Origin of the sequence: Streptomyces sp. NPDC007872 (assembly GCF_042868165.1) — a bacterium.
Classification (GTDB): Bacteria; Actinomycetota; Actinomycetes; order Streptomycetales; family Streptomycetaceae; genus Streptomyces.
Genome location: NZ_JBIAEA010000001.1, coordinates 214,449 through 237,428 on the forward strand (window position 1 = coordinate 214,449; position 22,980 = coordinate 237,428).

General features: G+C 74.4%; 24 protein-coding genes. 15 read left to right on the forward strand and 9 right to left on the reverse strand.

Features of this window, described 5'->3' with window-relative positions; all coding sequences use genetic code 11:
- Positions 1–204: 204 nt before the first annotated feature.
- The 3 genes from ACFYNX_RS00920 to ACFYNX_RS00930 all read right to left on the reverse strand — a co-directional run bounded on the left by ACFYNX_RS00920 (position 205) and on the right by ACFYNX_RS00930 (position 3,055).
- The gene (locus ACFYNX_RS00920) at positions 205–432 is read right to left on the reverse strand and encodes a DUF6458 family protein (protein WP_125668174.1); all 228 of its coding nucleotides are present in this window, start codon (positions 430–432) and stop codon (positions 205–207) included.
- Between the two features lie 94 nt (positions 433–526).
- On the reverse strand, positions 527–2,074 hold the full coding sequence (locus ACFYNX_RS00925) for a SulP family inorganic anion transporter (RefSeq protein ID WP_388656195.1): 1,548 nt from the start codon (positions 2,072–2,074) through the stop codon (positions 527–529).
- Between the two features lie 387 nt (positions 2,075–2,461).
- Entirely contained in the window at positions 2,462–3,055 is a 594-nt protein-coding gene (locus ACFYNX_RS00930) for an HPP family protein (protein ID WP_388656198.1), read from the reverse strand.
- Positions 3,056–3,242: 187 nt separating this feature from the next.
- Here ACFYNX_RS00930 and ACFYNX_RS00935 point away from each other — a divergent pair, with 187 nt between their 5' ends.
- From ACFYNX_RS00935 to ACFYNX_RS00965, 7 genes are all read left to right on the forward strand, one after another.
- Positions 3,243–4,076, forward strand: coding sequence for an N-formylglutamate amidohydrolase (locus ACFYNX_RS00935; protein ID WP_388656200.1), 834 nt, complete (start codon positions 3,243–3,245; stop codon positions 4,074–4,076).
- A gap of 57 nt (positions 4,077–4,133) precedes the next feature.
- Complete coding sequence (locus ACFYNX_RS00940; protein WP_365545470.1) at positions 4,134–4,397, forward strand: DUF6296 family protein; 264 nt, start codon at positions 4,134–4,136, stop codon at positions 4,395–4,397.
- 71 nt (positions 4,398–4,468) lie between these two features.
- Positions 4,469–5,746, forward strand: a complete 1,278-nt coding sequence (locus tag ACFYNX_RS00945) for a VWA domain-containing protein (RefSeq protein ID WP_388656203.1) — start codon at positions 4,469–4,471, stop codon at positions 5,744–5,746.
- The gene (locus ACFYNX_RS00950; protein ID WP_365545464.1) at positions 5,746–6,579 is read left to right on the forward strand and encodes a hypothetical protein; all 834 of its coding nucleotides are present in this window, start codon (positions 5,746–5,748) and stop codon (positions 6,577–6,579) included. The genes ACFYNX_RS00945 and ACFYNX_RS00950 overlap by 1 nt, the downstream gene beginning before the upstream one ends.
- Before the next feature lie 187 nt (positions 6,580–6,766).
- Positions 6,767–7,663 carry a PRC and DUF2382 domain-containing protein gene (locus ACFYNX_RS00955; protein WP_365545462.1) on the forward strand — a complete coding sequence of 299 codons (897 nt, stop codon included), beginning with the start codon at positions 6,767–6,769 and terminating at the stop codon, positions 7,661–7,663.
- Between the two features lie 167 nt (positions 7,664–7,830).
- Positions 7,831–8,484, forward strand: coding sequence for a class I SAM-dependent DNA methyltransferase (locus tag ACFYNX_RS00960; RefSeq protein ID WP_388656206.1), 654 nt, complete (start codon positions 7,831–7,833; stop codon positions 8,482–8,484).
- Positions 8,485–8,924: 440 nt separating this feature from the next.
- The gene (locus tag ACFYNX_RS00965; protein ID WP_365545456.1) at positions 8,925–9,362 is read left to right on the forward strand and encodes an OsmC family protein; all 438 of its coding nucleotides are present in this window, start codon (positions 8,925–8,927) and stop codon (positions 9,360–9,362) included.
- 52 nt (positions 9,363–9,414) lie between these two features.
- On the opposite strand, the gene ACFYNX_RS00970 is transcribed toward ACFYNX_RS00965, so the two are convergent.
- Entirely contained in the window at positions 9,415–10,116 is a 702-nt protein-coding gene (locus ACFYNX_RS00970; RefSeq protein WP_365545454.1) for an RraA family protein, read from the reverse strand.
- Positions 10,117–10,318: 202 nt separating this feature from the next.
- Between ACFYNX_RS00970 and ACFYNX_RS00975 the strand changes: the two genes are divergently transcribed.
- The 3 genes from ACFYNX_RS00975 (at position 10,319) to ACFYNX_RS00985 (ending at position 13,112) form a co-directional block, all read left to right on the forward strand.
- Positions 10,319–11,848, forward strand: coding sequence for an APC family permease (locus tag ACFYNX_RS00975; RefSeq protein ID WP_365545451.1), 1,530 nt, complete (start codon positions 10,319–10,321; stop codon positions 11,846–11,848).
- Between the two features lies 1 nt (position 11,849).
- On the forward strand, positions 11,850–12,266 hold the full coding sequence (locus tag ACFYNX_RS00980; RefSeq protein ID WP_365545448.1) for a universal stress protein: 417 nt from the start codon (positions 11,850–11,852) through the stop codon (positions 12,264–12,266).
- A 72-nt stretch (positions 12,267–12,338) separates the two neighbouring features.
- Positions 12,339–13,112: a class I SAM-dependent methyltransferase gene (locus tag ACFYNX_RS00985; RefSeq protein ID WP_388656210.1), complete on the forward strand. Its 774-nt coding sequence runs from the start codon at positions 12,339–12,341 to the stop codon at positions 13,110–13,112.
- Here the strand turns inward: ACFYNX_RS00985 and ACFYNX_RS00990 are convergent.
- Positions 13,019–13,207 (reverse strand): hypothetical protein, encoded by a 189-nt coding sequence (locus tag ACFYNX_RS00990; protein ID WP_388657860.1) that lies wholly within the window; start codon positions 13,205–13,207, stop codon positions 13,019–13,021. The two genes, ACFYNX_RS00985 and ACFYNX_RS00990, sit on opposite strands and share 94 nt — an antisense overlap.
- Positions 13,208–13,429: 222 nt before the next feature.
- Between ACFYNX_RS00990 and ACFYNX_RS00995 the strand changes: the two genes are divergently transcribed.
- Positions 13,430–14,149 (forward strand): hypothetical protein, encoded by a 720-nt coding sequence (locus ACFYNX_RS00995; RefSeq protein ID WP_388656213.1) that lies wholly within the window; start codon positions 13,430–13,432, stop codon positions 14,147–14,149.
- Positions 14,150–14,271: 122 nt separating this feature from the next.
- Positions 14,272–14,880 carry a class I SAM-dependent methyltransferase gene (locus ACFYNX_RS01000; RefSeq protein ID WP_388656216.1) on the forward strand — a complete coding sequence of 203 codons (609 nt, stop codon included), beginning with the start codon at positions 14,272–14,274 and terminating at the stop codon, positions 14,878–14,880.
- 73 nt (positions 14,881–14,953) lie between these two features.
- Here ACFYNX_RS01000 and ACFYNX_RS01005 read toward each other — a convergent pair whose 3' ends face one another.
- Both ACFYNX_RS01005 and ACFYNX_RS01010 read right to left on the reverse strand, forming a co-directional pair.
- Positions 14,954–16,222 carry a glycosyltransferase gene (locus ACFYNX_RS01005; RefSeq protein ID WP_388656218.1) on the reverse strand — a complete coding sequence of 423 codons (1,269 nt, stop codon included), beginning with the start codon at positions 16,220–16,222 and terminating at the stop codon, positions 14,954–14,956.
- A gap of 15 nt (positions 16,223–16,237) precedes the next feature.
- Positions 16,238–17,959 carry a hypothetical protein gene (locus ACFYNX_RS01010; RefSeq protein WP_388656221.1) on the reverse strand — a complete coding sequence of 574 codons (1,722 nt, stop codon included), beginning with the start codon at positions 17,957–17,959 and terminating at the stop codon, positions 16,238–16,240.
- 206 nt (positions 17,960–18,165) lie between these two features.
- Between ACFYNX_RS01010 and ACFYNX_RS01015 the strand changes: the two genes are divergently transcribed.
- Together ACFYNX_RS01015 and ACFYNX_RS01020 are read left to right on the forward strand one after the other, a co-directional pair.
- Positions 18,166–19,113 (forward strand): diacylglycerol kinase family protein, encoded by a 948-nt coding sequence (locus ACFYNX_RS01015; RefSeq protein WP_365545433.1) that lies wholly within the window; start codon positions 18,166–18,168, stop codon positions 19,111–19,113.
- Complete coding sequence (locus tag ACFYNX_RS01020) at positions 19,110–19,709, forward strand: lysophospholipid acyltransferase family protein (RefSeq protein ID WP_365545430.1); 600 nt, start codon at positions 19,110–19,112, stop codon at positions 19,707–19,709. The genes ACFYNX_RS01015 and ACFYNX_RS01020 overlap by 4 nt, the downstream gene beginning before the upstream one ends.
- 45 nt (positions 19,710–19,754) lie before the next feature.
- On the opposite strand, the gene ACFYNX_RS01025 is transcribed toward ACFYNX_RS01020, so the two are convergent.
- A complete protein-coding gene (locus tag ACFYNX_RS01025; RefSeq protein ID WP_388656225.1) occupies positions 19,755–21,986 on the reverse strand; it encodes a sulfatase-like hydrolase/transferase in 2,232 nt (743 codons plus the stop codon).
- 203 nt (positions 21,987–22,189) lie between these two features.
- On the opposite strand from ACFYNX_RS01025, the gene ACFYNX_RS01030 reads away from it, so the two are divergent.
- Positions 22,190–22,555: a hypothetical protein gene (locus tag ACFYNX_RS01030; RefSeq protein ID WP_388656228.1), complete on the forward strand. Its 366-nt coding sequence runs from the start codon at positions 22,190–22,192 to the stop codon at positions 22,553–22,555.
- Here the strand turns inward: ACFYNX_RS01030 and ACFYNX_RS01035 are convergent.
- A complete protein-coding gene (locus ACFYNX_RS01035; RefSeq protein ID WP_365545422.1) occupies positions 22,546–22,974 on the reverse strand; it encodes a nuclear transport factor 2 family protein in 429 nt (142 codons plus the stop codon). The genes ACFYNX_RS01030 and ACFYNX_RS01035 overlap by 10 nt on opposite strands.
- Positions 22,975–22,980 lie beyond the last annotated feature (6 nt).

Genomic DNA, 22,980 nt, shown 5'->3' on the forward strand with positions numbered 1-22,980 from the left:
CGGGGGGGGGGGGGGGGGGGGGGGGGGGGGGCGCGCCCCCCCCCCCCCCCCGGGGGGGGCGGGGGGGGCCCGGGGCGGGGGGGGGGCCCCCCCCCCCCCGGCCCCCCCACCCCTCTCGTCCCGTGTCCCGCGTCGTGTCTCCGGGACTCGTGTCGTGTCTCCGTGACGGTGACGGCAGCGGTGGCGTTCCGTTCGCTCATTCGCTCAGAGCAGGTCCCTCCGGTCGTCCTCGGTGGTGACCGTGGGGGCGACCGGGGGGACGATCATCCGGCGCCGGCGCAGCACGCTGACGTAGGCCGCCGTGCCGATGATGCCGACGGCCATGAGGATCAGACCGACCAGATCGAGGTTGACGCCCTCCATCTGCCAGTCGGACGCGAACGTGAGAATGGCCCCCACCGCGATCAGAATGATGAAAGCTCCCAGACCCATGATTCCTCCCTAGTGGGTTGGACGGTCATCGGGTACCCCGGACCGGCGCCCTCATCCCCGATCTCCCTCACGGACACGTGGAGGTGACCGCGGGTCAGGAACCCGTCCGCGCGGGTTCGCCGTCCGCCGGCCGGCCGGGGGCGTGCTCCGGCGGGCCGTGCAGCCGTACGGAGTCGGGGCCGGCGGCGGAGTGGCGTTCGGCCCAGGTCTCCAGGGCGGCGCGGCAGGCGTGGTCGAGGTGCTGGAGCCCGGAGAGGTCCAGTTCGACCGGGCGGTCCCCCGGGAGGGCTTCGAGCGTGTCGAGTATCTTCGGCAGCCGCAGGAAGGTGACGTTCCCCGACAGGCTGACGCGCACCGGCCCGTGGCCGTCGTCGGTCCGCTCGACGCGGAGGTGGGAGGCGTCCCAGGCCGCCTTGGCGACGGAGAGCACGAGTCCGATCAGGACCCCTTCGAACATGTTGACCGTGACGATCGCCACGGCCGTCGCGACCAGGACGAGCGCCTCGCCCCGGTGACCGCGCCACAGCGTGACCAGCCCCTTGAAGGGGATCAGCTTCCAGCCGGCGTGGACGAGGATGCCGGCGAGCGCGGCGAGCGGCACGTACTCCAGGGTGGCGGGCAGCAGGGCGGCGAAGAGGAGCAGCCACGCGCCGTGGAGCACCCGGGAGGCCTTGGTCCTGGCCCCCGCCTGGACGTTGGCCGAACTGCGGACGATCACCGCGGTCATGGGTAGGGCGCCGAGCACACCGCAGACCGTGTTGCCGACCCCCTGGGCGAGCAGCTCCCTGTCGTACTCGGTGCGCGGTCCGTCGTGCAGCCGGTCCACGGCCGCCGCGCTGAACAGCGACTCCGCCGAGGCGATCAGCGCGAAGGCGAGGACGGTGCCGAGCAGGGCGAGGTCGGCCAGGCCGGCGAAGGCGTCCGCGCCGGGCACGCGCACGGCGTCCAGGACGCCGCTCACCCGCACGGTGGCGACGGGCAGGTCGAGGAGGGCGGTGGCGAGGGCCGCGAGGAGGACCGCGACGAGCGCGCCGGGCACGGCCCGCGCCCTCGGGGGCAGGTGCCGCCAGCCCACGATCACGAGGACCGTGCCGGCGGCGACGACGAGCGGGACCAGATTGGCGGTGGAGGTCAGGGCGCGGACGAGGGCGGCCGGGAGGCCGGCGAGCCGGGCGAGGCCGGAGTCGGGGGCGTCGAGTCCGGCCGCGGCGTAGAGCTGGCCGGCCACGATGACGAGGCCGATGCCGGCGAGCATGCCCTCGACGACCGAGAGGGAGATGGCCCGGAACCAGCGGCCCCACCTCAGCAGGCCCATGAGGATCTGGAGCAGTCCGGCGAGGAGCACGATGACGCCGAGGGCGGCGAGGCCGAAGGCCCGGACCGCCTCCAGGACGAGGACGGTGAGGCCGGCGGCGGGCCCGGAGACCTGGAGGCTGCTGCCCCGCATGAGGCCGGTGACGACGCCGCCGACGATGCCGGTGATCAGGCCGAGTTCGGCGGGCACGCCGGAGGCGACGGCCACGCCGATGCAGAGCGGCAGGGCGACGAGGAAGACGACGAGGGAGGCTGCGAAGTCCTGCCGGAGGTGCGGAAACTGCCGGAGGTTCGGGAACTGCCGGGGGCGGGACGAGGAGGACGGCATGCGGATCTCCCCTCACGGGATCCGAGGAGCGGGGACGGGCCGGTGGTCGCGCGGACGGACGGGACGGACCAGGGCGGTCCGGGACGGCCCGCGGCCGGGCGCGGCACGTCCCTCTCCGGAGTCACACCGGCATCACGCTTCACCAAGACACGGTCAAGCGAAGACCAACGAAGGGTAATGCGCACTGGTGGGCCGGACCGTGAACAACCCGGGCCCCCAGGGGGGTTTCCGACTGGAACCGGACGGAAGTTGACGCGATCACCCCCGCGGAGGGCGCGCGGGGGCGCGGAACGCCGGGGCGCATCGGGTCACAGGCGCCCGCACACGCGCACGGCGGGAGGGCGTACGGTCGCCCGGCCGGGGCTCACGCGGGCGCCGGGCCCGGGGTCACCACCAGTAGGCGGGGTACCTCGGCGCCGCGCGCCGGACGCGGGAGGCGGCGAACGCGGTCAGGACGAGCAGGATCGTGGAGCCCAGGAGGAGGGGGACGAACCGGCCGGGGGCGGGCGCCTGGAGCACGATCACGACGGAGGTGGCGCAGGCCGGGGAGTGCGGGGTCCGGGCCAGGGTGGTGAGCGCGAGGGTGACGCCGGCGGCGAGCGCGGCGGCCCAGGCGCTGCCGCTCGCGGCGGCGCCCGCCGCGTATCCGGCGGCGGCTCCGAGCAGATGGCCGACGACCACGCTCCGTGGCTGGGCGAGGGGCAGTGCGGGGGCACAGTGCACCAGGGCGGCGCTGGCGGCCAGCGGGGGTATCAGGACGGGTTCGTGGAGGAGGGCGCCGAGGCCGACGAGTCCGAGGAGGGCGGCCGTGGCGGCGCTGACACCGTGGACGGCGGCCGCGGGGGCGGGCCGGGCCGGGGCGCGCCCGGCCATCCTCGGCCGCCGGGGCGCGTCCGGGCCGGGGGCGGCGGATCCGGAAGCGGCGGGGGCCGTGGGGGCGGCGGGGGTGGTCTCGGGGGACAGGGCGGTGTCGGTGCTCATGCGATGCGACGTTTCCGGGACAGGCGGCCGTGGGCCGGGCGAAGCGGGGGCAGGGGTGGCCGTACGGGTCCCTGTGGTCGGCAGTCGGCCCGGTCTCGCACCCGGTCCTGGTGCGGCGGCGCAACCTCCCACCACTCTAACCAGCGGTTTCGTGACGCCGCGGGCGGGGTCGGGAGAGGATCCCGGCATGACCGAGACTCCGCGCGCCGCCACGGCCGAAACCTCCCGCGCCCCTTCCTTCGCCCTCCTCCCCGGCGCCCCGGACTCCCCCGTCCTCCTGCACGTGCCGCACTCCTCCCGCGCCGTGCCCGCCGACGTACGGGCCGGGATCCTGCTCGGCGACGACGAACTGGCGCGGGAGCTGGACCACATCACCGACGCGCACACGGCGGAGATCGCCGCCGCGGCCGCGGCGGCGGCCGGCACGGCCCCCTGGCGGTTCGTCAACCGGCTCTCCCGGCTCGTCGTCGACCCCGAGCGCTTTCCGGACGAGCGGGAGGAGATGGCGGCCGTCGGCATGGGGGCGGTCTACACGCGCACCACGCACCGGGCCGCGCTGCGGCCGGCCGGGTTCGACCCGGCGCCGCTGCTCGACCGGTACTTCACGCCGTACGCGCGGGGCGTGGCGGGGGCCGTGGCCGGCCGGCTGGCGGCGACGGGCCGGGCGGTGGTGATCGACGTCCACTCGTATCCGAGCGAACCGCTGCCGTACGAGCTGCACGGCGGCGGTCCCCGGCCCCCGGTCTGCCTCGGCACGGACGCCTTCCACACGCCTCCCGCGCTCCTCGACGCGGCGCGGGAGGCGTTCGGCGGATTCGGCGGGGTGGGGACGGACAGCCCCTTCGCCGGGACCTATGTCCCGCTGGCGCACCACGGCCGGGATCCGCGGGTCCACGCGCTGATGGTGGAGATCCGCCGGGACCTCTACATGCCGGAACCCGGCGGTGCGGCGGGCCCGGGGGCGGCGGCCCTCGGGGCGGCCCTGGCGCACCTGGTGGACGCCGTGTCCCGTACGGCCTGAGGGGTGCTCCCACAGCCCCGGACAGGATCGGTTCGATAACAGCGTAAAATAGGGCAAATGAGCATATCCAGATACGAGCTGGTGTTCACCGACGTCACGGGCGCCACCCAGGACGTCGTGGTCGTGGAACGCACCCTCTACAAGGGCTCCGGGGGCCATCCCATCTACACCGACCCGACCGGCATCATCCGCGCGGAGATCAGCGACCGGGGCGAGGTGCGCGTCATGCCCTCCGGAGGGCACCAGGACCCCGCCCACGCCGTGCGGGCCCGGGCCCTCCCCGAGAGCGACGCGGAGGGCCCCGCCGCTCCTTCCGGCTGAGACCGAGCGCCTCGGGCCCCCGTCGACACCCCCGTTTTGGTTTGTCGGACGATCGTCAATACGATCCGGCGATGATCACGAGAAAACGGCTGGCGACCGGGGCCTGCGCGCTGCTCGCCGCCCTGGGCGCCGCGCTCCTGCCGACGCAGGCGGCCGCCGACGCGCCGACGGCGAAGGAACCCCCCAAGGTCGAGCTGGTGCTCGACGTCAGCGGCTCCATGCGGGCCAGGGACATCGACGGCAAGTCCCGCATGGCCGCCGCGAAGCAGGCCTTCAACGAGGTCCTCGACGCGGTGCCCGAGGAGGTGCGCCTCGGCATCCGGACCCTGGGTGCCGACTATCCGGGACAGGACCGCAAGCAGGGCTGCAAGGACACCCGCCGGCTCTACCCGGTGGGCCCGCTCGACCGGACCGAGGCCAAGACGGCGGTGGCCACCCTGGCCCCCACGGGCTGGACCCCGATCGGTCCGGCGCTGCTCGGCGCGGCGAAGGACCTGGAGGGCGGCGACACCACCCGCCGGATCGTGCTCATCACGGACGGCGAGGACACCTGCGCCCCGCTCGACCCCTGCCAGGTGGCGCGGGAGATCGCGGCGAAGGGCATCCACCTCGTCATCGACACCCTGGGCCTGGTGCCGGACGCCAGGACCCGGCAGCAGCTCACCTGCATCGCGGAGGCGACCGGAGGCACGTACACCTCGGTCCACCGCACCGAGGAACTCTCGCGCCGCGTGCGGCAGTTGGTCGACCGCGCGGCCGACCCGGCCGTCACGCCCGTCGCCGCCCGGGGCGCCGCGCGGTGCGCCGACGCCCCGGAGCTGAAGCCCGGTCTGTACACGGACCGCGAGACCTTCGGCGAGCACCGCTGGTACCGGGTGGACCTGCTGCCCGGCCAGGAACTGCGCGCCTCCGTCAGCGTGTCGGCCGACCGTGCCGTCAACGACGACTACGGGGTGCTGCTGCGCGCCGTCACCCGCCACGGCCGGGAGATCACCCGCGGCTCCGAGGCCGGTGACGGGCGCGCGGACGTGATATCGACCGGGCTGCGCTATCCGAAGCCGGAGCTGTCCGGCACCGACTCCGACGACGCCAAGCCGGCCGCCGAGACGGTCTGCCTCCAGGTCAGCAACTCCTTCTCCGCCCCCCCGTCGGTCAAGACGACGCCCGGCATGCCGATCGAGCTGGCCGTGGACGTCGTCGACGGTCCTTCGAGCGCCTCGGACGTGGCCTCGTTCGGTCTCGGCCGGGGCTGGTGGCTGCTCGGCGCGCTGGTGCTCGCCGGCTTCCTGGCCGGTCTGATCTGGGGCTGGCTGTCCCGCTGGCGCGTCGCCGTCTGGAGGACCCACTGATGCGCACCGTACGCACGCTCGCCGCGGCCGCGCTCGCGGGCGCGGCCCTGCTCGGGCTCGCGGGCCCGGCCGCCGTCGCCGACTCCCCCTCCGGCACCGCGACCCCGGACACCCGCTCCACCGCGGGTCCGACGGAGGCGGGCACCACCTTCCGCACCGCCGCGAGGTTCCTCCCGGGACAGCAGGCCACTGCGCAGGCCGCCACGGGCGACTACCTGTACTGGGTGTTCCCCGCGGACACCGGGCAGCGGCCGACGGTGAACGCCGCCGTCACCCTGCCGGACGCGGCCCTGCGGCACGGCCCCTCCACCTGGCGGATCGACGTGTACGACGGGCTGCGGCGCCGCCAGCCGTGCATGTACGGGGCGCAGTCCCGCACGGCCGCGAAGGACGCGGCGAAGGTGGAACTCGCCTGCGTGCTGCGCCCGGTGCGCGCCTCGGCCGACGCCTGGGCGAACGACCCGCTGCCCGGCAGCTACTTCGTACGCCTGACCGTCACGGGCCTGCCGGCCGAGGACCTCGGCCAGCCCTTCGACGCCCGGCTCGGGGTGGACGTCAAGGACGAGGGCGGCGCCCACGCCACGGACGGGGCGCTCGCCGCGCCGCTCGTGCCGGGCGCGACGACCGCCGACCGGGCGGAGGCGGACGCCGACGCGGGCCGCCCGTCCGCCGTCGAGGCGGCGGCCCCGGAGGACGGCTGGTCCTCCGGCTGGTGGTCCGACCGCTGGCTCTGGACCGTGGCGGGCGGCGTCCTCGCGGCGCTCGCGGGCATCGGCGGCTACGTCCTGACGCGCGGCGCGGGCCGCCCGCCCCGGGTCCCGCCGGCCGCCTGACCCTTCCGGAACCCGTCGAGGGCCCCACCGCCGCGGAGCGGTGGGGCCCTCGCTCGTCCTCGCCCGCCCCGCCCCCGCGTCCACATGTTTAATGATTCAACATAATTAGATGGATTTGTGCCGTTTCTCTGTCGTTCGTCTGGTAAGAGGCGTGGTGAACGAGACGAGAGAGAGCAGGAGGGTCGACATGATCGCCCGAGAGCAGATCCACGCCGTGCTGGACCATCCCGTCTACGACGCGGAGGGCAAGAAGGTCGGCGACGCGAAGCACATCTTCGTCGACGACGCGACCGGCCTTCCGGAGTGGGTGACGGTGAAGACCGGCATGTTCGGCACCAGTGAATCCTTCGTCCCGATCAAGGACGCGGCTCTGGTCGACGACCACCTGGAGGTCCCGTACCCCAAGTCCACCATCAAGGACGCCCCCAACGTGGACGTCGACGCCGGCGGACACCTCTCCGAGAGCGAGGAGCACCGTCTCTTCGAGCACTACGGCATCGCGTGGGACGACGCCTGGCAGCGGGCCAACGAGCCCGGTGAGGGCGGCTGGGCCCACGGCGAGACCGGAACCGCCGCGGGCACCGGCACCGCGGCCGGGATGGGAACCGGCACCGCCACCGGCCCCATGGGCACCTCCGAGGGGTACATGGCGGGCGACACCGCCGGACGCGCCAGGGGCACGGACGACGACGCGATGACCCGCTCCGAGGAGCAGATGCACGTCGGCGTCGAGCGCACGGAGGCCGGACGCGTCAGGCTGCGCAAGTACGTGGTGACCGAAGAGGTCCAGCAGACCATTCCCGTGAGCCACGAAGAGGTGCGGATCGAGCGGGAGCCGATCACGGACGCCAACCGTGACGAGGCCCTGTCCGGCCCGGAGATCACCGAGGCCGAGCACGAGGTCATCCTCCACGAGGAGCGCCCCGTCGTGGAGACCCGGACCGTCCCGGTGGAGCGGGTGAGCCTCAAGGCCGACGAGGTCACGGAGGAGCAGACCGTCTCGGGCGAGGTCCGCAAGGAGGAGATCGAGGTCGAGGGCCTCGAGGACCCGGACGACCCCGACGCCCGCGGCCGGCGCCACTGACCGGCCGACGACCGACCGGTGCCGCCCCGCGAGTCGGGGCGGCACCCCCGTACGGGAGTTCGCGCTCCCGGGCGCGAAGGCGAAGTCGCGCCGCGACGGTGGCCCGCCCCTTCCTCGGGGCAGGCCACCGCCCTTCCCGCCTTCCGGCGCGGCCGTAGGGTGCCGTCATGACCGAAGCCGCGCACGTCACCGCCACCCGCCGCTCGTACGACACCGTCGCCGCCGACTACGAGCGGCTCCTCACCGGCCGGTTGGACGCGGCGCCGCTGGACCGGGCGGTGATCGCCGGGTTCGCGGAGGAGGTGGAGCGGTCCGGTGGCCCCCGTACGATCGGGGACCTCGGCTGCGGGACGGGCCGGGTGACGTCCCATCTGCGGAGCATCGGCGCCGAGGCCTTCGGGGTGGACCTGTCGCCGGGCATGATCGCGGTCGCCCGCGAGGCCCACCCGGGGCCGCGCTTCGAGGTGGGGTCGATGACGGCGCTCGACCTGCCGGACGCCTCACTGGGCGGGGTCCTGTCCTGGTACTCGACGGTGCACATGCCGGAGGACGAACTCACGGCCTCCTTCACGGAGTTCCACCGAGTCCTCGCGCCGGGCGGGCGGCTCCTGATCGCCTTCAAGGTGGGCGACGAGCGGGTACGGCTGGAACGGGCGTACGGACACGAGGTCGCCCTCGACGTGTACCGCCGGTCACCCGACCGGATCGCGGAGCTCCTGGCCGGGGCCGGCCTCGTCGCGTCGGCCCGTCTGGTGCGGGAGCCGGATCCCCGGGAGAAGTCGCCGCAGGGCTTCCTCCTGGCGCGCAGGCCGCGCGACTGAGCCGGACCGGGGGCGCACGGCGGACCGGAGCCCCGCACCCGACCGGAGCCGTACGCCCGCGCCCTTGCGAAGTCCCGCCCCGCTCCTGAGCTGGGCCCGGGAGATCCGGGCGCTCCGGCCGCCGCCCGCGATCAGGGCGTTGACGGAGGCCATCGGGTCCGCGCCGACCGACCGGGCGATCAGGGCGCCGACGAGCACCGGCCCGAGGGCCACGGCGAGGGCCGTGCCGGTGGCCGTGACGTGCTGGAGGGGGCGGGTGCGCCGGGCTTCGGAGGTCATGGCCCCAGTCAAGCGGCGGGCGGGCCGGCGGCACATCGGTCGGCGTACTCAGACGTCCGTACCGCGCTACTCAGGGCCGGAGTCCGTCCGCGCGCGCCCGCCGGCCCGCCCCGGCGTACCGTGGGCGGGCCACCGTACGCGCACGAAGGAGACCCGCCGCCATGGCCGACTACCGGATCGAGACCGTCCGCACCGGGTACCGGAACTGGACCGCCCGCAACGACCGGGGCGCGGAGGTGCGGATGGCCGCCGCGGACGACGACGGCGCGCAGCCCTCGTTCACCCCGGTCGAGCTGCTGCTCGCCGCGATGGGCGGCTGCGGCGGGCTCGTGATCGACCGGACCGCGCGGGCGGTGGACCACGACGACCTGCGGATCGTGGTGGAGTCGGTCTCGGGCCCCGAGGACGACGGCCGGGTGGGCCGGATCCGGGTCAGCTACGAGTTCGACCTGCCGGACGACAACCCGAAGGCGGCGGAGGTGTTCGCGCGCGGGGTGCGCCTGACGCACGAGAAGTTCTGCACGGTGAGCCGGACCGTGGAGCACGGCGCCCGGGTCGAGGCGGTCCTGCCGGACGGCACGGTCGGCTTCGAGGGCTGAGTCCCGTGCGCCGGGCCCGAGTCCGGGTCCGGGCCCGTCGGCCCCGGGCCCGTCACTCCTCGATCGCCCCGCCGATCCGGCGCAGGTGCTGCCGGAAGGTGTACGAGGGGTCCTCGGCCCGGCCCGCGAGGTAGGCGTCGAAGCGGGTCTGGTCGCGCAGGGTCTCCCCCGCCGTGATGCGCCGGGCCTGCTCCCGTTCGGTGCGGAAGAGGGACAGCGCGGCCTCCAGGACGGCCCCGGCCCGGTCGGCCGCCACGAACAGCACCCCGTCGTCGTCGCCGAACACCACGTCGTCCGACGTGACCTCGTGCTCCCCGAAGCGCGCGGAGCGCAGCGCGTCCGGCTCACGGGGGTCGAGGCGCACGGGGCCGGGGGCGTGGCGCCCGTACGAGAAGACGGGCAGTCCGATCCGGACGAGGTCCGGGGTGTCGCGGTGCAGCCCCCAGACGGCGATCCCGGCGACGCCCGCCGCCCCGGCCTCCAGGACCGCCAGGTCCCCGATGCAGGCCTCGTCGCGACGCCCGGCGTTGTCGATGACGAGGACGTCCCCGGGCTCCGCGTGCGCGAAGGCCTCCAGGAAGACGTCGACGCTTCCGTAGTGCCGCACGGGGAGCGCCCGTCCGGCGATCCGCTGCCCGTCGACGACGGGCAGCACCCCGGCGGGCGCGGCGCGCAGGGGTTCCCCGAGCCGCACGCAGGCGTCGGCGACCAGGGGCGTGGAGAGCTCGGCGAAGCCGGCGAGGTCCTTCGACATCGGGCGTTCCGTTCCATTCCGTGACGGGGCGGCGGACCCGCGTGATGCTAGCGGCCCGCCCCCCGGACGGACGAGGCCCCGGCCGCCCGGCATGCGGGCGGAACCGCTCCTTCCTACGATCGGTGGAGGGACACGTCTCTCTGCTCTGTCCGAGCGGACCTGAAGCGGCCGAACGGAAGCGGCGGAACGGGAGCGAGGGAACATGGCAGTCGAGGACCCCGCGTCCGGGGACCGGCCGGCGGATCTGAAGCACGACGCGATCGGCTTCGTCGACGCCCTCGTCATCGGGCTGAACTCCACCTCCCCCGCGTACTCCATCGCCGCCGTCATCGGCCCGATCGTCGCGCTCGCGGGGATCTACGCGCCCGGGGTGATGGTCGCGTCCTTCGTCCCGATGCTGCTGATCGCGTCGGCGTTCTACTACCTGAACAAGGTCGACCAGGACTGCGGCACGACCTTCTCGTGGGTCACGCGCGCGATGGGCCCCTGGGCGGGCTGGCTGGGCGGCTGGGCCATCACGATGACCGGCGTCCTGGTCGTCGGCTCGCTCGCCGACGTGGCCGTGAGCTTCGGGCTGCTCGCCGTCGGACTCGACGGCTGGGTGGAGAACGCGTTCGTGCGCCAACTGCTCACCGTGCTGCTCATCCTCGTGATGACGGCCGTGTGCGTGATCGGCACCGAGCTGTCGGCCAAGGTGCAGAACGTGCTGATCCTGGCGCAGGTCGTCTTCCTGCTCGTCTTCGTGTGCGTGGCGCTCGCCGAGGTGTACGCCGGGACCAGCGCGTACGACTCGGTGGAGCCCGCGCTCGACTGGCTGAACCCGTTCGGCGCGGGCGGCGCGGCCCTCACCGGCGGGCTGCTACTCGGCGTCTTCATCTACTGGGGCTGGGAGTCGGCGGTCAACCTCACCGAGGAGGTCGAGGACTCCGCGACCGCTCCCGGCAAGGCGGGCCTGTGGTCGACCGTGATCCTGCTCGTGACCTACGTGTCCGTGGGGTTCGCGGTGGTGGCCTACGCCGGTCCCGCGTTCCTCGCCGAGAACGCCGACGAGGAGGAGTTCGTCTTCGCCCAGCTCGCCGGGGACGTCCTGGGCGGCTGGGACTGGGTGCTGCTCCTCGCCGTGTCCACGTCGGCGATCGCCTCCACCCAGACCACGATCATCCCGGCCTCGCGGACCGCCCTGTCGATGGCCCGCCGCCGGGCGCTGCCCGCGCACTACGGGCACATCAGCGCGCGGTTCCGCACCCCCGACGTGAGCACGTGGTGGGTCGCCGGGATCGCGATCGTCTGGTACCTGACGGTGAACCAGATCAGCGAGAACGCGCTCCTGGACTCGCTCACCGCCCTCTCGCTGCTCATCGCCTTCTACTACGCGCTCACCGGGGTGGCCTGCGCGGTGTACTACCGCCGGCACCTCTTCGAGAGCCTCCACAACTTCCTGCTGATCGGGCTCGGCCCGCTGGTGGGCGCGGGACTCCTGACGTGGCTCCTCGTGCGGTCGGTCTCCGACATGGCCGATCCGGAGAACTCGTACAGCGGCGACTCGTGGCTCGGTCTCGGCCCGCCGCTGGTCATCGGCCTGGGCATCGCCGCCGCCGGGGTGATCGTCATGATCGTGTGGCGGCTGCGGGCGCCCGCGTTCTGGGACGAGCGCCCGGGGGTGGCCGATCCGGACGTGGTCCGGGGCATCCGGGGCGGCGGGGACGGTCACGGTCACGGAGGGAAGGGCTGAGATGTCGGTCGTGCTGGGTTACGACGAGTCGCCCGGGGCCGCCCGCGCGCTGCGGATCGCGGTCGAGGTGGCGGCCGCCTTCGGCGAGACCCTCGTCCTGGTCTACGGCGCGGCGGCCCCCGGCCCCACCGGCGAGGAGTACCGCTCCCACTACGACGCCATCCGGCAGGCCGGCCGCACCGGTCTCGAACACGCGGTCGCGGAGGCCGACCGGGCGGGCGTGCCGACCGTCGTCGAGGTCATCGACGAGAAGCCGGCCCAGGCCCTGATCGACGCGGCGACCCGCCACGCGGCCCGGGTCATCGTGGTCGGCAGTTGGAGCGAGAGCCCGATCCGCGGCGCCCTCCTCGGCTCGACCCCGCACAAGCTGCTCCACATGTCGGCGGTGCCGGTGCTCTGCGTGCCGCCGGAGGAGTGACGGGCGTCCGGGGCGGTGGGAGCGGGCGGGCGGGCGCCCGGGGAGGAGAGGGCGGAGACGGCGGCCGGACAGGTGCGGGACGAGACGTTGTTCGCGGGCGCCGCCGCGTGCTACGGGCGTGGGAGGCCGCCCTGCGCGCCGGGACTCGTAGACGCCCTCGCCGGAGCGCCGGGGCTCGACGGGCGGGAGCGCCTGCTCGACGTGGGGTGCGGTCCCGGCACCCTCGCCCTGCCGCTCGCTCCCCTCTTCGAGGAGGTCGTCGGGGTGGACCCCGACGGGGGGATGCTCGCCGAGGCCCGGCGCTGGTCCCCGTGGCCGACGACGAGACGGAGGTCCGGTCCTTCGAGGGCGTTTCCGCGTCCGGCGGCGCCCCGCACCGCGATCGGTCGCCTCGTGGCGCGGTGTCTGGGGCCGGTCCGCCGGGCCGGCCGGGGCGTGCTCCCGGACGGGACCCCGGGCGGGGAGGCCGTGGTCCCCGCCCGCGCGGACTTCTCCGGGTCCGAACGCCTCGTCGTCCCCGGCGGGCAGGTGCTCGACCGCGCCGAGGACGACGTGGTCACCCGGGTGTTCTCGATGTCGTACTCGGCTCCGCGTCTCTTCGGCGCCCGCCCGGAGGACTTCGAGGCGGACCTGCGGAGGCTGCTGCGAACGGCCTCCCCGACGGGCCTGTTCTCGGAACGGCAGCCGGGCACCGAAGTACACGTCTGGCGGACGTGGTTCCGGGAACGGCCCGTTCGCTCGGGGCGACCGCCCTACTCGATGATCGTGCCGAACAGGGCCACCGCGCCTCCCGCGGCGACACCCGCGGCGATGAGGGCGTCGGGAACGCGGTGCGTACTCAGGTAGGTCAGGCCTCCGGCCGCGGCGGCGGCCAGCAAGCCGAGCACGAAGATCAGGGCGGTGCGGAGGGAGAGGAGGGCTTGGTCGCGCGGGCCGGTCATGGTGACGGGTCCTTTCGGTTCGGCCGGAACGGACGGATCCGGCGGGGCACGGTGCTTCGCTCGCCCGTGGAGAGGGCGGTGCGAGGCGCTCTGGAGCCAGACTGGACTCGGGCGTTCGCAAAACGGAGGGGTGGTTTTTGCGAGCGGCGGCCGTCCGGTTCCCGCCGCGCCGGGCCCCGGTCGGCGGACCGGCCGCTACAGTGCGGGACGGGGGTGGTACGCGTGCGGGTCGCCGTGGTGGACGAGCGCGAGGACGTCCTGGACGGTCGTGTCGGCTGGCTCCGCGCGGCCGGGCACACCGTTGTGGGTTACAGCTTCGAGGCGGCGTTCGAGGAGACGGACTGGCAGCGGTTCGACAGCGTCGTACTGGACGGCCGGGACGACCGGGAACGCCCGGCCCTCATGGGCCGCGGTGAACTGCCCGACCGCTTCCTCGGCCCCAGGGTCGCGCAGCACATCCGTGAAACGGCGGGCAGGGGGCGGCCCGTGATCATCCTGGTGAGCTCGTACGCGCGCACGCATCCCGAACTCTCCCTGCGGTGCCAGGAGGCAGGGGTCGACTACGCCTTCGACTACCTCGACGTGCCGTCCTCGGCGCACTTCGTCCGGGCGGTGGAGTCGCCCCGGGACATGGCTCCCCGGGAGCCGGTGGACTGGCGCGCCGTCGGTTTCGTCGCGCCGCCGCGGATCGGGGACGCACTCGCCGCCGCGGAGAGCAGCAGGGCCACGCCTCCACTGGTCTCGGCCGGCGCTCCGGCCGCGGACGTGTCGCCCTACGAACGCCGGAGCCTGCGCGAGTCACTGGGACGCCTCCTGCCCGTCGCACTGTTCCGTACGGGCGAGCGACGGCGGCTCGCGCACGAGAAGGAACTGAGACCTCTCCTGCGGCGTCTGCTCGGGCTCCGGGCGACGGACGATCCCCACGGCGGCAGCGATGGGTGAGCGGCGCGTGCGCACTCGTGCGCGAGGGCCGGCTCCTCGTCCGGAGCGGCGGGGCCGGCGGTCGCGCCCGGCCCACCGAGGCGGCATTGCCGCCGCCGAACCAGCCGCGCCATAGTGGCCCCATGGGTGTTCTCGGCCGCGTGGGACGTGCCTTCTCCCGGGTCTACTGGCGGGAGGAGCCCCTTGTCGAGCGGATCAGGCCGCATCTGCCGGCGGGAAGCAGCGTCCTCGACGTCGGGGCGGGGGGATGTCGCGTCGCGGAGCTCCTGGGCGCGGACGGAAGGCTCTCGGTGACGGCGGTCGACGTCGTCGACCACAACGTCACCGCGGTGCCGTTGCGGCTCTACGACGGGGAGAGGCTGCCGTTCCCCGACAAGTCGTTCGACGCGGCGTTGCTCGTGTTCGTGCTCCACCACGCCGAGCGTCCCGAGGCTCTCGTGCGCGAGGTCCTGCGGGTGACCCGGTCGACGGTCGTCGTCGTCGAGGACGCACCCGGGACATGTGCGGAACGCCGGTTCTGGCGGGCGTGGGACTATCTGCTGAACCACGCCGCGCACGACGACATCGGGGTCGCGCACCGTGCGCGAGACGCCGGGCAGTGGGTCGCGTTCCTCCGGTCCTGCGGAGCCGCTCCCTCGTCGGTCCGTCGTTTCCGGGCCTTCTATCCGGTCCTGCGCTCCTACCCTCACGTCGTACTGCCGGTGTCCGTGGACTCCGCGACAAGCGGGTGAGGCGGGCGGCGGGCCGCGGCACGCGCTCCGCCGACGCCGACGGGCCTCCGCCCCGCCGCCCGCCCACACGGGTTCAGATCAGCCGGGCGGCTCTCAACACGCGCAGCGCCTCCTCGGTGCCGCGCTCCCCCACGGCTTCCGCCGAGACCCGGAGCGCCCGCCGCCGGTACTCCACCGCCTCGGGCGCGCGGGTCATCGCCGCCATCGTCCGCGCGAGCCCGGCGCTGTCCAGCTTCCGTCGCGGCACGGGGACGGGGCCGACGCCGAGCAGGGCGAGCCGACGGGCGTAGTAGTGCTGGTCGAACTGGTGCGGGACGGCGGTGGAGGGGACGCCCGAACGCAGCGCGGCCGTCGTGGTGCCCGCCCCGCCGTGGTGGATGATCGCGGCGGTACGGGGCAGCAGCCACGCGTGCGGGACTTCGTCCACCACGTAGGCCGTCGCTCCGACGCGGCCCGGTGTCGTGCCGGAGCCCCGTGGCACGGTGGTGACCAGGCGGACGCCCGCGGTCGTGGCGGCTTCGAGGAACAACGGGACGTCCGAGACCAGTCCGACGCTGCCGAAGCTCGCGAAGACGGGGGCGGGGCCCTCCTCGAGGAACCTCGCGAGGCCCTCGGGCACGTCCTGGCGGTCGGGTGCGGGCGTGTGCCACGGTCCGGTCAGCCGTACCTCGGTACCCCAGTCCGCGGCGACGGGGACGAGGAGGCGACTCGCGGCGAGGAGGACGGGAACATCGGGGGGACCGAGGAAGGAGCGTTCGGTGCGCCGCCCGGTCAGGCCCAGCTCGCGCCGCGCGGCGGCACCGCCCGGCCGGGACCACCACGCGCCCGCCGACCACGCCAGTGTGCCTCCCGCCCGGTTGAGGACGCTGGTGTGCGCGGGCCTGAGCGGTTCGATGAGGCTGGGTCCCTCGCGCGTGGGCAGGCACGGGGCGAACAGCGCCACGGCGACGCGGCATCCGAGTGCGGCGCGGAGCGCCAGCGCCGTGTCGAGGGTCAGGATCCCGCTGATGACCGTGTCGGTGGGGCGGGTCCGGCGCGTCACCGATCGCGCGATGTCGGTCGCGACGCCCTTCAGCCACAGGCCCACGCCCGCCACGGCCACGAGCGGGTGGCGGTGCGCGTGTCTCATCGCCCAGTCCACCGCCCGGGACGCCTGCCCCGGGCGGGGAAGGCTCGTCCGCATGGACGCGAAGTCGATGCCCGCACGCCCGACGAGGTTCCGGAAGTCGTCCAGCGCGTGGATCACCACGTCGTGACCGTCCTGCCGCAGCGCCCCGGCGAGGGCGACGCACGGCTCGACGTCGCCCCGGGATCCGAGGGCGAGAATGACCACGCGGCCCATCGGCGAACTCCTGACCTAGATGGTGTGCGCCACGCCCCGGGGGCGCAGGGCTTGGAGGGAGGACCTGGCCTCCGCGAGCAGTCGGGCGGGAACCGCCACGTCGTACTCGCCCTCCGCGCGACCCACCATGCCCGCGGCGTGGACGATCTGACGCCGCAGCGAGTCGATCTCCTCCTCGAAACAACGGGACCTGATGTCCTCGGCGGTGGCCTGGAGGCGTTCCACCCACTGGTCGTGGAGGCGCAGGCCCAGGTCCCTGTTCCTGTTGTCGAAGGCCAGGACCGCCATGACCACGCTGGCGGGAATGATCAGGGTGCCGATGACCGACCGGAAGGGCGGCGCGCCGTACGGATTCATCCGGACGGCGACGAGCGTCCAGGCCAGGCAGAACGCGATGGTCCACCGGCGCAGGCGGGGCGGCAGTTCGGGCCAGATGATGCCGACCATGTAGAGCGTGCTCGTCAGTCCGACGATCGCGGGAACGATGATCCGCCCGTCCGCCAGCCTCCACTGGACGGGCAGCACGGCCGTCATGGCCAGGACGAGGAGGGCGGGAAACAGGGTGGCGAGCCAGAGTGCGCGCGTCCCCGTCCCGAGGCCCTTCTCCCGTCTGCGTCTTCTCCGTCGTTCGGCCGCGAGGCCCAGCGCGGCGGTGGTCGCCACGGTGAGGAGGACGGGAGCGAGGGGCAGGTCCGCGTAGATCGGGTTGACGAGGGCCAGCAGGGAACCGGAGCCGAAGACCACGGCTGCGGGCACGAGCGCCAGCTTGCGCCCTTTCGCCGGAGGGACGTGCAGCGTCCGGCCGCCGACGGAGAGTTGCGCCTCGCCGGTGACGGGGTCGCTGAAGAGGACCTCCGCCCGGTGTCGTCCCGTCAGGTCGAGGGCGGCGAGCCCGGCCATCAGCACCTCGGCCTGAGCGGGGGACAGCACTTGGAGGCGTTGCTCCCTGTCCATCGTGAAGTGCAGGTGTTCCGCGACGGCGGGCCGTCCGACGCGCTGTGCCGCCGCCGCTTCCAGGAGGATGTCGGCCAGGTACCTGGCCTCTTCCCGGGTTCTGTCGGAGAGGCACTGCTGTTCACGGCGGAACTCGTGGTGGGCTCGGCGTGCCGTGTCCCCCAGTGTCACCTCGAGCTGGTACCAGGTCCGGTTGAGCGCCTCCACCACGGCTCCGCCACGGCCGAGGAGGAGTTCGTTGCGCGTCTGCAGGGCGACCATGTTGCGAAACGCCTCGCGCTCCGTCAGAAACCGCCTCTGGTGCTGCCGTCCGGCGAGTTCGGTCACGGCGAACGCGACGGCCCCGATGACCAGCATCCACACGCCGTAGAAGAGGAGTTCGAACACGTAGGGGTCGGCGCCGGCCGCGACGCGGGTGAGGTACATGACGCCGTCCACCGTGGCGACGTACAGCGTGCCGAGCAGCAGTCCTCGTACGGCGATGAGTTCGATGGCCGTCGGGACCAGGAAGAGGAGCACACCGGAGTACGGCCACGTCGGAGGCACGGCGAGCGCTCCCAGGCACGCGTAGAGCAGGTCGAGCGGTACGCGCGCCTTCATGAGGTCGCGCCCGGAACGGTGCAGGCGCAGGGCGATGCCCGCGTCGACCGCCGCGGCGAGAAGGGTGAGCGCGAGGACGAGCGGACGGTCGTCGACCCAGCCCTCCGCGGAGACGATGTTGAAGACGTAGAGGGGCGCCCGCAGGCTCACGAAGAGAGCGGCCCGCGCGCTGGAGAACGTCATGCGCCCCAGATGGTCCCTCGCCAGCTCCGCCATCGCCGCCCGCCGAGCACGCGCGGACGGGGCTCCGTTGCACCGGCCGCATGGAGCGACCCATCATGTCTCACGGAGAACGCCGAGGACAGTGGTGTGCGGACGCGAGAACCTCCTTCGAAGGATTATCCGCCTTCGGTCCGTGAACCGCCCCCGGATGGCCGTATTCTGCCTCGATGTCGGCACTGGTTGTAGTGAATCCCCACGCGACGGGCGTCGACCGCGCCCGGCGCGACTGCCTCCTCGACGCGCTGCGCGGGATCACGCGGACCGAGACGGCGGAGACCACGGGCCGTGGCCATGCCGTCGCGCTCGCCAGGGAGGCGATGCGGGGACGAGAGGTGGACGTGGTGGTCGCGCTGGGCGGCGACGGCACGGTGAACGAGATCGCGAACGGCCTTCTCGCCGACGGAGTCCACGGTCGCGTCCCGGTCCTGGGTGTGGTCCCGGGCGGTGCGACGAACGTCTTCGCCCGTTCCCTGGGGCTCCCCCGGGACTTCCGGACCGCGACCGACGTCCTGCGGTGTCACCTGCGCACCGCGCGGTACCGCACGATCGGGGTCGGCCGCGTCGACGAGCGCTACTTCCTCTTCGCCGCGGGGGTGGGTCCGGACGCCGCCATCGTGGCGGACGTGGAGGAGCAACGCGCGCGGGGACGGCGGTCGAGCCTCGCGCGCACCGCGGGCACGGCGGCACGCCACCTCCTCGTGCGTTCACCGCCCGAGCTGCGGCTGCGGCGGTCGGGTTCCCCGCCGTGCGAGGGCGTACGGTGGCTGGTCGTCGCGAACAGCGATCCCTGGACCTATGTGGGCCGCCGACCGCTGCGCGCCACGCCCCGCGCGTCCTTCGACACGCGACTGGACCTCTGCGCCCGCCGGACGGTGAACCCGCTCGCGCTGATCCGCTCGGTCGCCCGCATGGCCGGCCGGACACCGCACGAGCCCTGCTCCGGTGAGCTGTTCGCACACGACGTCGACCGGTTCACCGTCCGGTCGGACCGGCCCGTGCCCGTACACGTCGACGGGGACCCCCTGGGACACCGCGTCCACCTGGAGTTCGCGTCCGTGTCCCGCGCCCTGCGTGTCCTCGCTCCCCCGCCTCTCGACCAGGAGGAACCAGCATGAGGCTCTCGTACCGTCTCGCCCTGACCACGGCCCGTGTCGTGGTGGAGGGGCGCGGACCGCTGCACGTCGAGGGGTCGGACCACATCCCGCGCTCCGGCCCCACCCTGATCGTCGCCAACCACGACACGCCCCTGGACGCCCTCGTCGTCGGCGTCGCGGCACGTCGGCACCGGCAGGTCCGGTTCCTGGCCAAGCGGTCCTTGTGGGAGAGACCGCCCCTCGGCGCCGTGCTCGACCGCCTCCAGCAGATCCCGATCGAACGCGGCCGGGAGAGCGGCGGTCTGGACGCGGCGGTGGAGGCGCTCCGGGCGGGCGACTGCGTCTGCGTGTTCCCCGAGGGGACCCTTTCCCGGGGCAGGACGTTACGCGTACGCAGCGGCGCCGCCCGCCTCCTCGGCGCGGTTCCCGAGGCCACGCTCGTCGGGTGTGCCATCACGGGTGCCGGGGCCCTCGCGTCGCTCCGGCACCGGCCACGGGTGCGGGTCACCTTCCTCCCCCACCCGCGCGAACCCCTGTCGGTCGGCCACGAGGCCGGTGCCCGGTCGGTCGAGGAGTCGATGCGCGCCATCCGCGCGATCGCTCCGCCCACGCCGTGAGCCGCGCCGCCGGGCCGGGCTCGCGACGCGATGTCGGTGAACCCCCTAGACGACCGTGATCCGGGCCAGGGCCCAGGAGGTGTGGTCGAAGGAGGTCTTGTCGTTGGCGTCGGTGACCTCCAGGCGCAGGACCCGGACGCCCCGGACGTCGAGGTCGAGGGGGACGGGGCCGGTGGCGGCGGTCAGGACGCCGGTGGTGTGCAGGACGCGGTCGTCGCCGTACACCGTGGCGCGGGTGGCGCCGACGGAGCTCTGGCGGGCCGAGAAGTCGTCGATGCCGACCAGGGCGGTGAAGCGGTCGCCGACGCCGCCCAGGTGGAAGGCGACGTCGCTGTACGCGTGGACGCCGAGGCCCTTGGGGTACGTGGTGCCGCCGAAGGCGATCGGGGTGCCGTCACCGGCGGCGTTCTTGCCGTTGGAGGCGTCGCGCTCGACCGGGCCCCAGCCGTTGACGGCGCTGATCCAGGGCAGGTCGGAGAGGTGGCCGTCCCCGGTGGGCGCCGGGGGCGGGGTGGTGGCGGTGCCGGGAGCGGCGTACCGCACCGGGCCGCCCGGGGCGGTGGCGGTGCCCTCGGCGGTCAGCGTCCAGGGGGTGCCCGCCAGGGCGCCCGGGGGCGGGGTGACCTGCCAGGCGGCGGTGAGCCGCGCGCCGGGGGCGAGCCGCGCCGCCGCGGTGGCCGTGGTGGCGCGCACGGTCCAGCCGGCCGGGACCTTCAGGGCGAGGGCGGCCGAGGTCCAGGGACGCGCCGAGCCGTTGGCGAGCACGGCGGTGGCGGTGAAGGGCCTTCCGGGGACGGCGAGGGACGGCACCGTCAGGGACGCCCCGAACGGGGCCCGGGGGTACTGGTCGCGCCAGGAGGAGCGCATCAGGGCGACCAGTTCCGTGACCCGGGCCGGGTGGCGGGCCGCGAGGTCGGAGGTCTCGCCGGGGTCGGCGGCCAGGTCGTACAGCTCGACCTGCCACCGGTCGTCGGGGAGCGCCCGGTCGCGGACGGGGGCGAAGCGGACCGCCTTCCAGCGGTCCTTGCGGAGCGCCTCGGCGAGCCAGGTGGCGCGCTGCTCGTCCTGGGCGTTGGCGCGGGAGGTGACGCCCTTCTCGTCGCGGTACCAGTAGAGGTGGTCGTGGTGGGCCGGGTCCGTGCCGCCGGTGAGGAGGGGCGCGGCCGACAGGCCGTCCACGTCGGTGGGGGCGGGGGCGCCGCCGAGCTCCGCGAGGGTGGGCAGGAGGTCGGTGAGCGGGGTCGGGCGGTCGCTGGTGCCGGGCCGGATCCGGCCGGGGCCCCAGGCGAGGAGGGGGACCCGGATCCCGCCCTCGTACAGGTTGCGCTTGTAGCCGCGCAGCGGTCCGTTGGAGTCGAACAGGTCGGGGTCGACCCCGCCCTCCTCGTGGGGGCCGTTGTCGCTGGTGACGAGGAGGACGGTGTCGTCCTCCAGGCCGAGGGCGCGCAGCCGGTCGACGACGTCGCCGACGAGGGCGTCGAAGAGGCTCACCTGCGCGGCGTGCCCCTTGTTCGCCCCGCTCCAGTCGCGGGAGGCGTACGCGCCGGTGTCGGGGACGTCGCTGGGGGCGTGCGGCACGGTCGGGGTGAGGAACAGGAGGAACGGTTCGGCCGCGTGCCGGTCGATGAAGTCCAGGGCCCGCCGCCGCAGCAGGTCCGGCGCGTAGGCGCCCCTGGCGCCGTTCGCGTTGGCGGGGATCGTCTCCTTGGCGCCGTCGTGCCAGAGGTACTGCGGATAGTACTGGTGCGCGTGGCCGTGGTCGATGTAGCCGTGGAACTCCTCGAAGCCCCGGGCGTTGGGGTGGCTGTCCTGGCCGGCGCTCTCCGGCCCGAAGCCCCACTTGCCGACGAGGCCGGTGCGGTAGCCGCGGGCCCGGAGCACCTGGGCGAAGGTGGTGTCGGCGGCCGTGAGGGAGCCCTGGGCGCCGGACGGGTTGGCGCGCACGGTCGCGTGTCCGGTGTGCAGGCCGGTGAGGAGCGAGCAGCGGGAGGGGGCGCAGACGGCGGCCGTCGAGTAGGCGTCGGTGAACCGCAGTCCGTCGGCGGCGAGCGCGTCGATGCGCGGGGTGGTGATGAGCTTCTGGCCGTACGCGCCGAGTTCGCCGTACCCGAGGTCGTCGGCGAGGACGACGATCAGGTTCGGCGGCCGGACGGCGGCCGCCCCGGACGCCTCCCGTGCCGTCCCGGTCTCCCGCGCCTCGGCGGTGCCGGTCGCCGGCAGGGCGCCGAGGCCGAGCGTGGCGGCGGACCCGGCGAGGAAACGGCGGCGGCTGGGCATGGCGGGGCTCCTTGCGGGAGGGCGGGGTACGGGGGCGGGGCGCGGCCCACCGCCGATCATGGACGCGCCCGCCCCGGCGGACCATGCACGGGACATGAAGAACGTGTGACGCGGCACCGGGCCGGGCTCCCCGGCCGAATGCGCGCTCGTGCGCCGGGGTGGTGGCCCCTAAGATCAGGGGTCCACGCGGAAGGGGGCCGGTGATGAGGTGGAGCGTCGACGCCCTGGTGGGGGTGCTCGTCGTCCTGATCGCCGTGGGGCTCATCGCGACGGGCGTGCTCCGCGAGGGGTGGTCGGTGCGGCCGTTCGCCGCCTCGCGCGCGCGTGCCTTCGCCCAGCGGGAGTACGCCCGGGACCTGCAGCGGTCGGCGGACCTGGTGATCGCGGCGGCCCGGCGGGCCGCCGGTGAGGGCGAGCCGGCGATCGTCACCGTGGCGGCCGTGGTGCGGACGGCGGAGGAGCGCTACGGGTACGACGGGGTGGAGCGGCGGCACGCGGCGGCGGCGCTGCGGCGCCGGTACGAGCACGGGCGGTGCGCCGCCGACTGCGTGACGGACGCCTACGGCTGACCGTCCTCCCCGGGCACGGGCGTCGCCTGGTGGTAGTACATACGCATGCGCCCGCCGTCCGCCGCGGAGGCGCGGCGCCAGAGCGAGCTGCGCCGGGCGCGGTGGCCGTCGCGGACCGTCTCGAACGTGAGGTGGACGACGCCGGGCGCGAGCGGGGTCCCGGTGACGGCGGACGGCCGGTAGTGCGTCCCGTCCCCGGTGTCGCCGGCCATGTCGGGGAGGGCGGCGAGCATCTCCTCGTACGTCCAGCGCCGGCCCGAGGCCCCGACCTCGGTGAACTCGGGGTCGAGGAGTTCCGTGGCGAGCGCGCGGGAGGAGCGCACGGCCGGGTCGAGCAGGCGCAGTTCGCCCTCGACGGCCTCGGTGACGTCGGGGTGGCCGGAGGCGTCGGAGGCGTGGGCCCGCGGTTCTCGTTCCATGCGGGC

What these genes read in the sequence shown, in the direction of transcription:
- ACFYNX_RS00920 (WP_125668174.1), bottom strand. Translation starts at nt 432, where the DNA reads ATGGGTCTGGGAGCTTTCATCATTCTGATCGCGGTGGGGGCCATTCTC.
- ACFYNX_RS00925 (WP_388656195.1), bottom strand. Translation starts at nt 2,074, where the DNA reads ATGCCGTCCTCCTCGTCCCGCCCCCGGCAGTTCCCGAACCTCCGGCAG.
- ACFYNX_RS00930 (WP_388656198.1), bottom strand. Translation starts at nt 3,055, where the DNA reads ATGAGCACCGACACCGCCCTGTCCCCCGAGACCACCCCCGCCGCCCCC.
- ACFYNX_RS00935 (WP_388656200.1), top strand. Translation starts at nt 3,243, where the DNA reads ATGACCGAGACTCCGCGCGCCGCCACGGCCGAAACCTCCCGCGCCCCT.
- ACFYNX_RS00940 (WP_365545470.1), top strand. Translation starts at nt 4,134, where the DNA reads ATGAGCATATCCAGATACGAGCTGGTGTTCACCGACGTCACGGGCGCC.
- ACFYNX_RS00945 (WP_388656203.1), top strand. Translation starts at nt 4,469, where the DNA reads ATGATCACGAGAAAACGGCTGGCGACCGGGGCCTGCGCGCTGCTCGCC.
- ACFYNX_RS00950 (WP_365545464.1), top strand. Translation starts at nt 5,746, where the DNA reads ATGCGCACCGTACGCACGCTCGCCGCGGCCGCGCTCGCGGGCGCGGCC.
- ACFYNX_RS00955 (WP_365545462.1), top strand. Translation starts at nt 6,767, where the DNA reads ATGATCGCCCGAGAGCAGATCCACGCCGTGCTGGACCATCCCGTCTAC.
- ACFYNX_RS00960 (WP_388656206.1), top strand. Translation starts at nt 7,831, where the DNA reads ATGACCGAAGCCGCGCACGTCACCGCCACCCGCCGCTCGTACGACACC.
- ACFYNX_RS00965 (WP_365545456.1), top strand. Translation starts at nt 8,925, where the DNA reads ATGGCCGACTACCGGATCGAGACCGTCCGCACCGGGTACCGGAACTGG.
- ACFYNX_RS00970 (WP_365545454.1), bottom strand. Translation starts at nt 10,116, where the DNA reads ATGTCGAAGGACCTCGCCGGCTTCGCCGAGCTCTCCACGCCCCTGGTC.
- ACFYNX_RS00975 (WP_365545451.1), top strand. Translation starts at nt 10,319, where the DNA reads ATGGCAGTCGAGGACCCCGCGTCCGGGGACCGGCCGGCGGATCTGAAG.
- ACFYNX_RS00980 (WP_365545448.1), top strand. Translation starts at nt 11,850, where the DNA reads ATGTCGGTCGTGCTGGGTTACGACGAGTCGCCCGGGGCCGCCCGCGCG.
- ACFYNX_RS00990 (WP_388657860.1), bottom strand. Translation starts at nt 13,207, where the DNA reads ATGACCGGCCCGCGCGACCAAGCCCTCCTCTCCCTCCGCACCGCCCTG.
- ACFYNX_RS01000 (WP_388656216.1), top strand. Translation starts at nt 14,272, where the DNA reads ATGGGTGTTCTCGGCCGCGTGGGACGTGCCTTCTCCCGGGTCTACTGG.
- ACFYNX_RS01005 (WP_388656218.1), bottom strand. Translation starts at nt 16,222, where the DNA reads ATGGGCCGCGTGGTCATTCTCGCCCTCGGATCCCGGGGCGACGTCGAG.
- ACFYNX_RS01010 (WP_388656221.1), bottom strand. Translation starts at nt 17,959, where the DNA reads ATGACGTTCTCCAGCGCGCGGGCCGCTCTCTTCGTGAGCCTGCGGGCG.
- ACFYNX_RS01015 (WP_365545433.1), top strand. Translation starts at nt 18,166, where the DNA reads ATGTCGGCACTGGTTGTAGTGAATCCCCACGCGACGGGCGTCGACCGC.
- ACFYNX_RS01020 (WP_365545430.1), top strand. Translation starts at nt 19,110, where the DNA reads ATGAGGCTCTCGTACCGTCTCGCCCTGACCACGGCCCGTGTCGTGGTG.
- ACFYNX_RS01025 (WP_388656225.1), bottom strand. Translation starts at nt 21,986, where the DNA reads ATGCCCAGCCGCCGCCGTTTCCTCGCCGGGTCCGCCGCCACGCTCGGC.
- ACFYNX_RS01030 (WP_388656228.1), top strand. Translation starts at nt 22,190, where the DNA reads ATGAGGTGGAGCGTCGACGCCCTGGTGGGGGTGCTCGTCGTCCTGATC.
- ACFYNX_RS01035 (WP_365545422.1), bottom strand. Translation starts at nt 22,974, where the DNA reads ATGGAACGAGAACCGCGGGCCCACGCCTCCGACGCCTCCGGCCACCCC.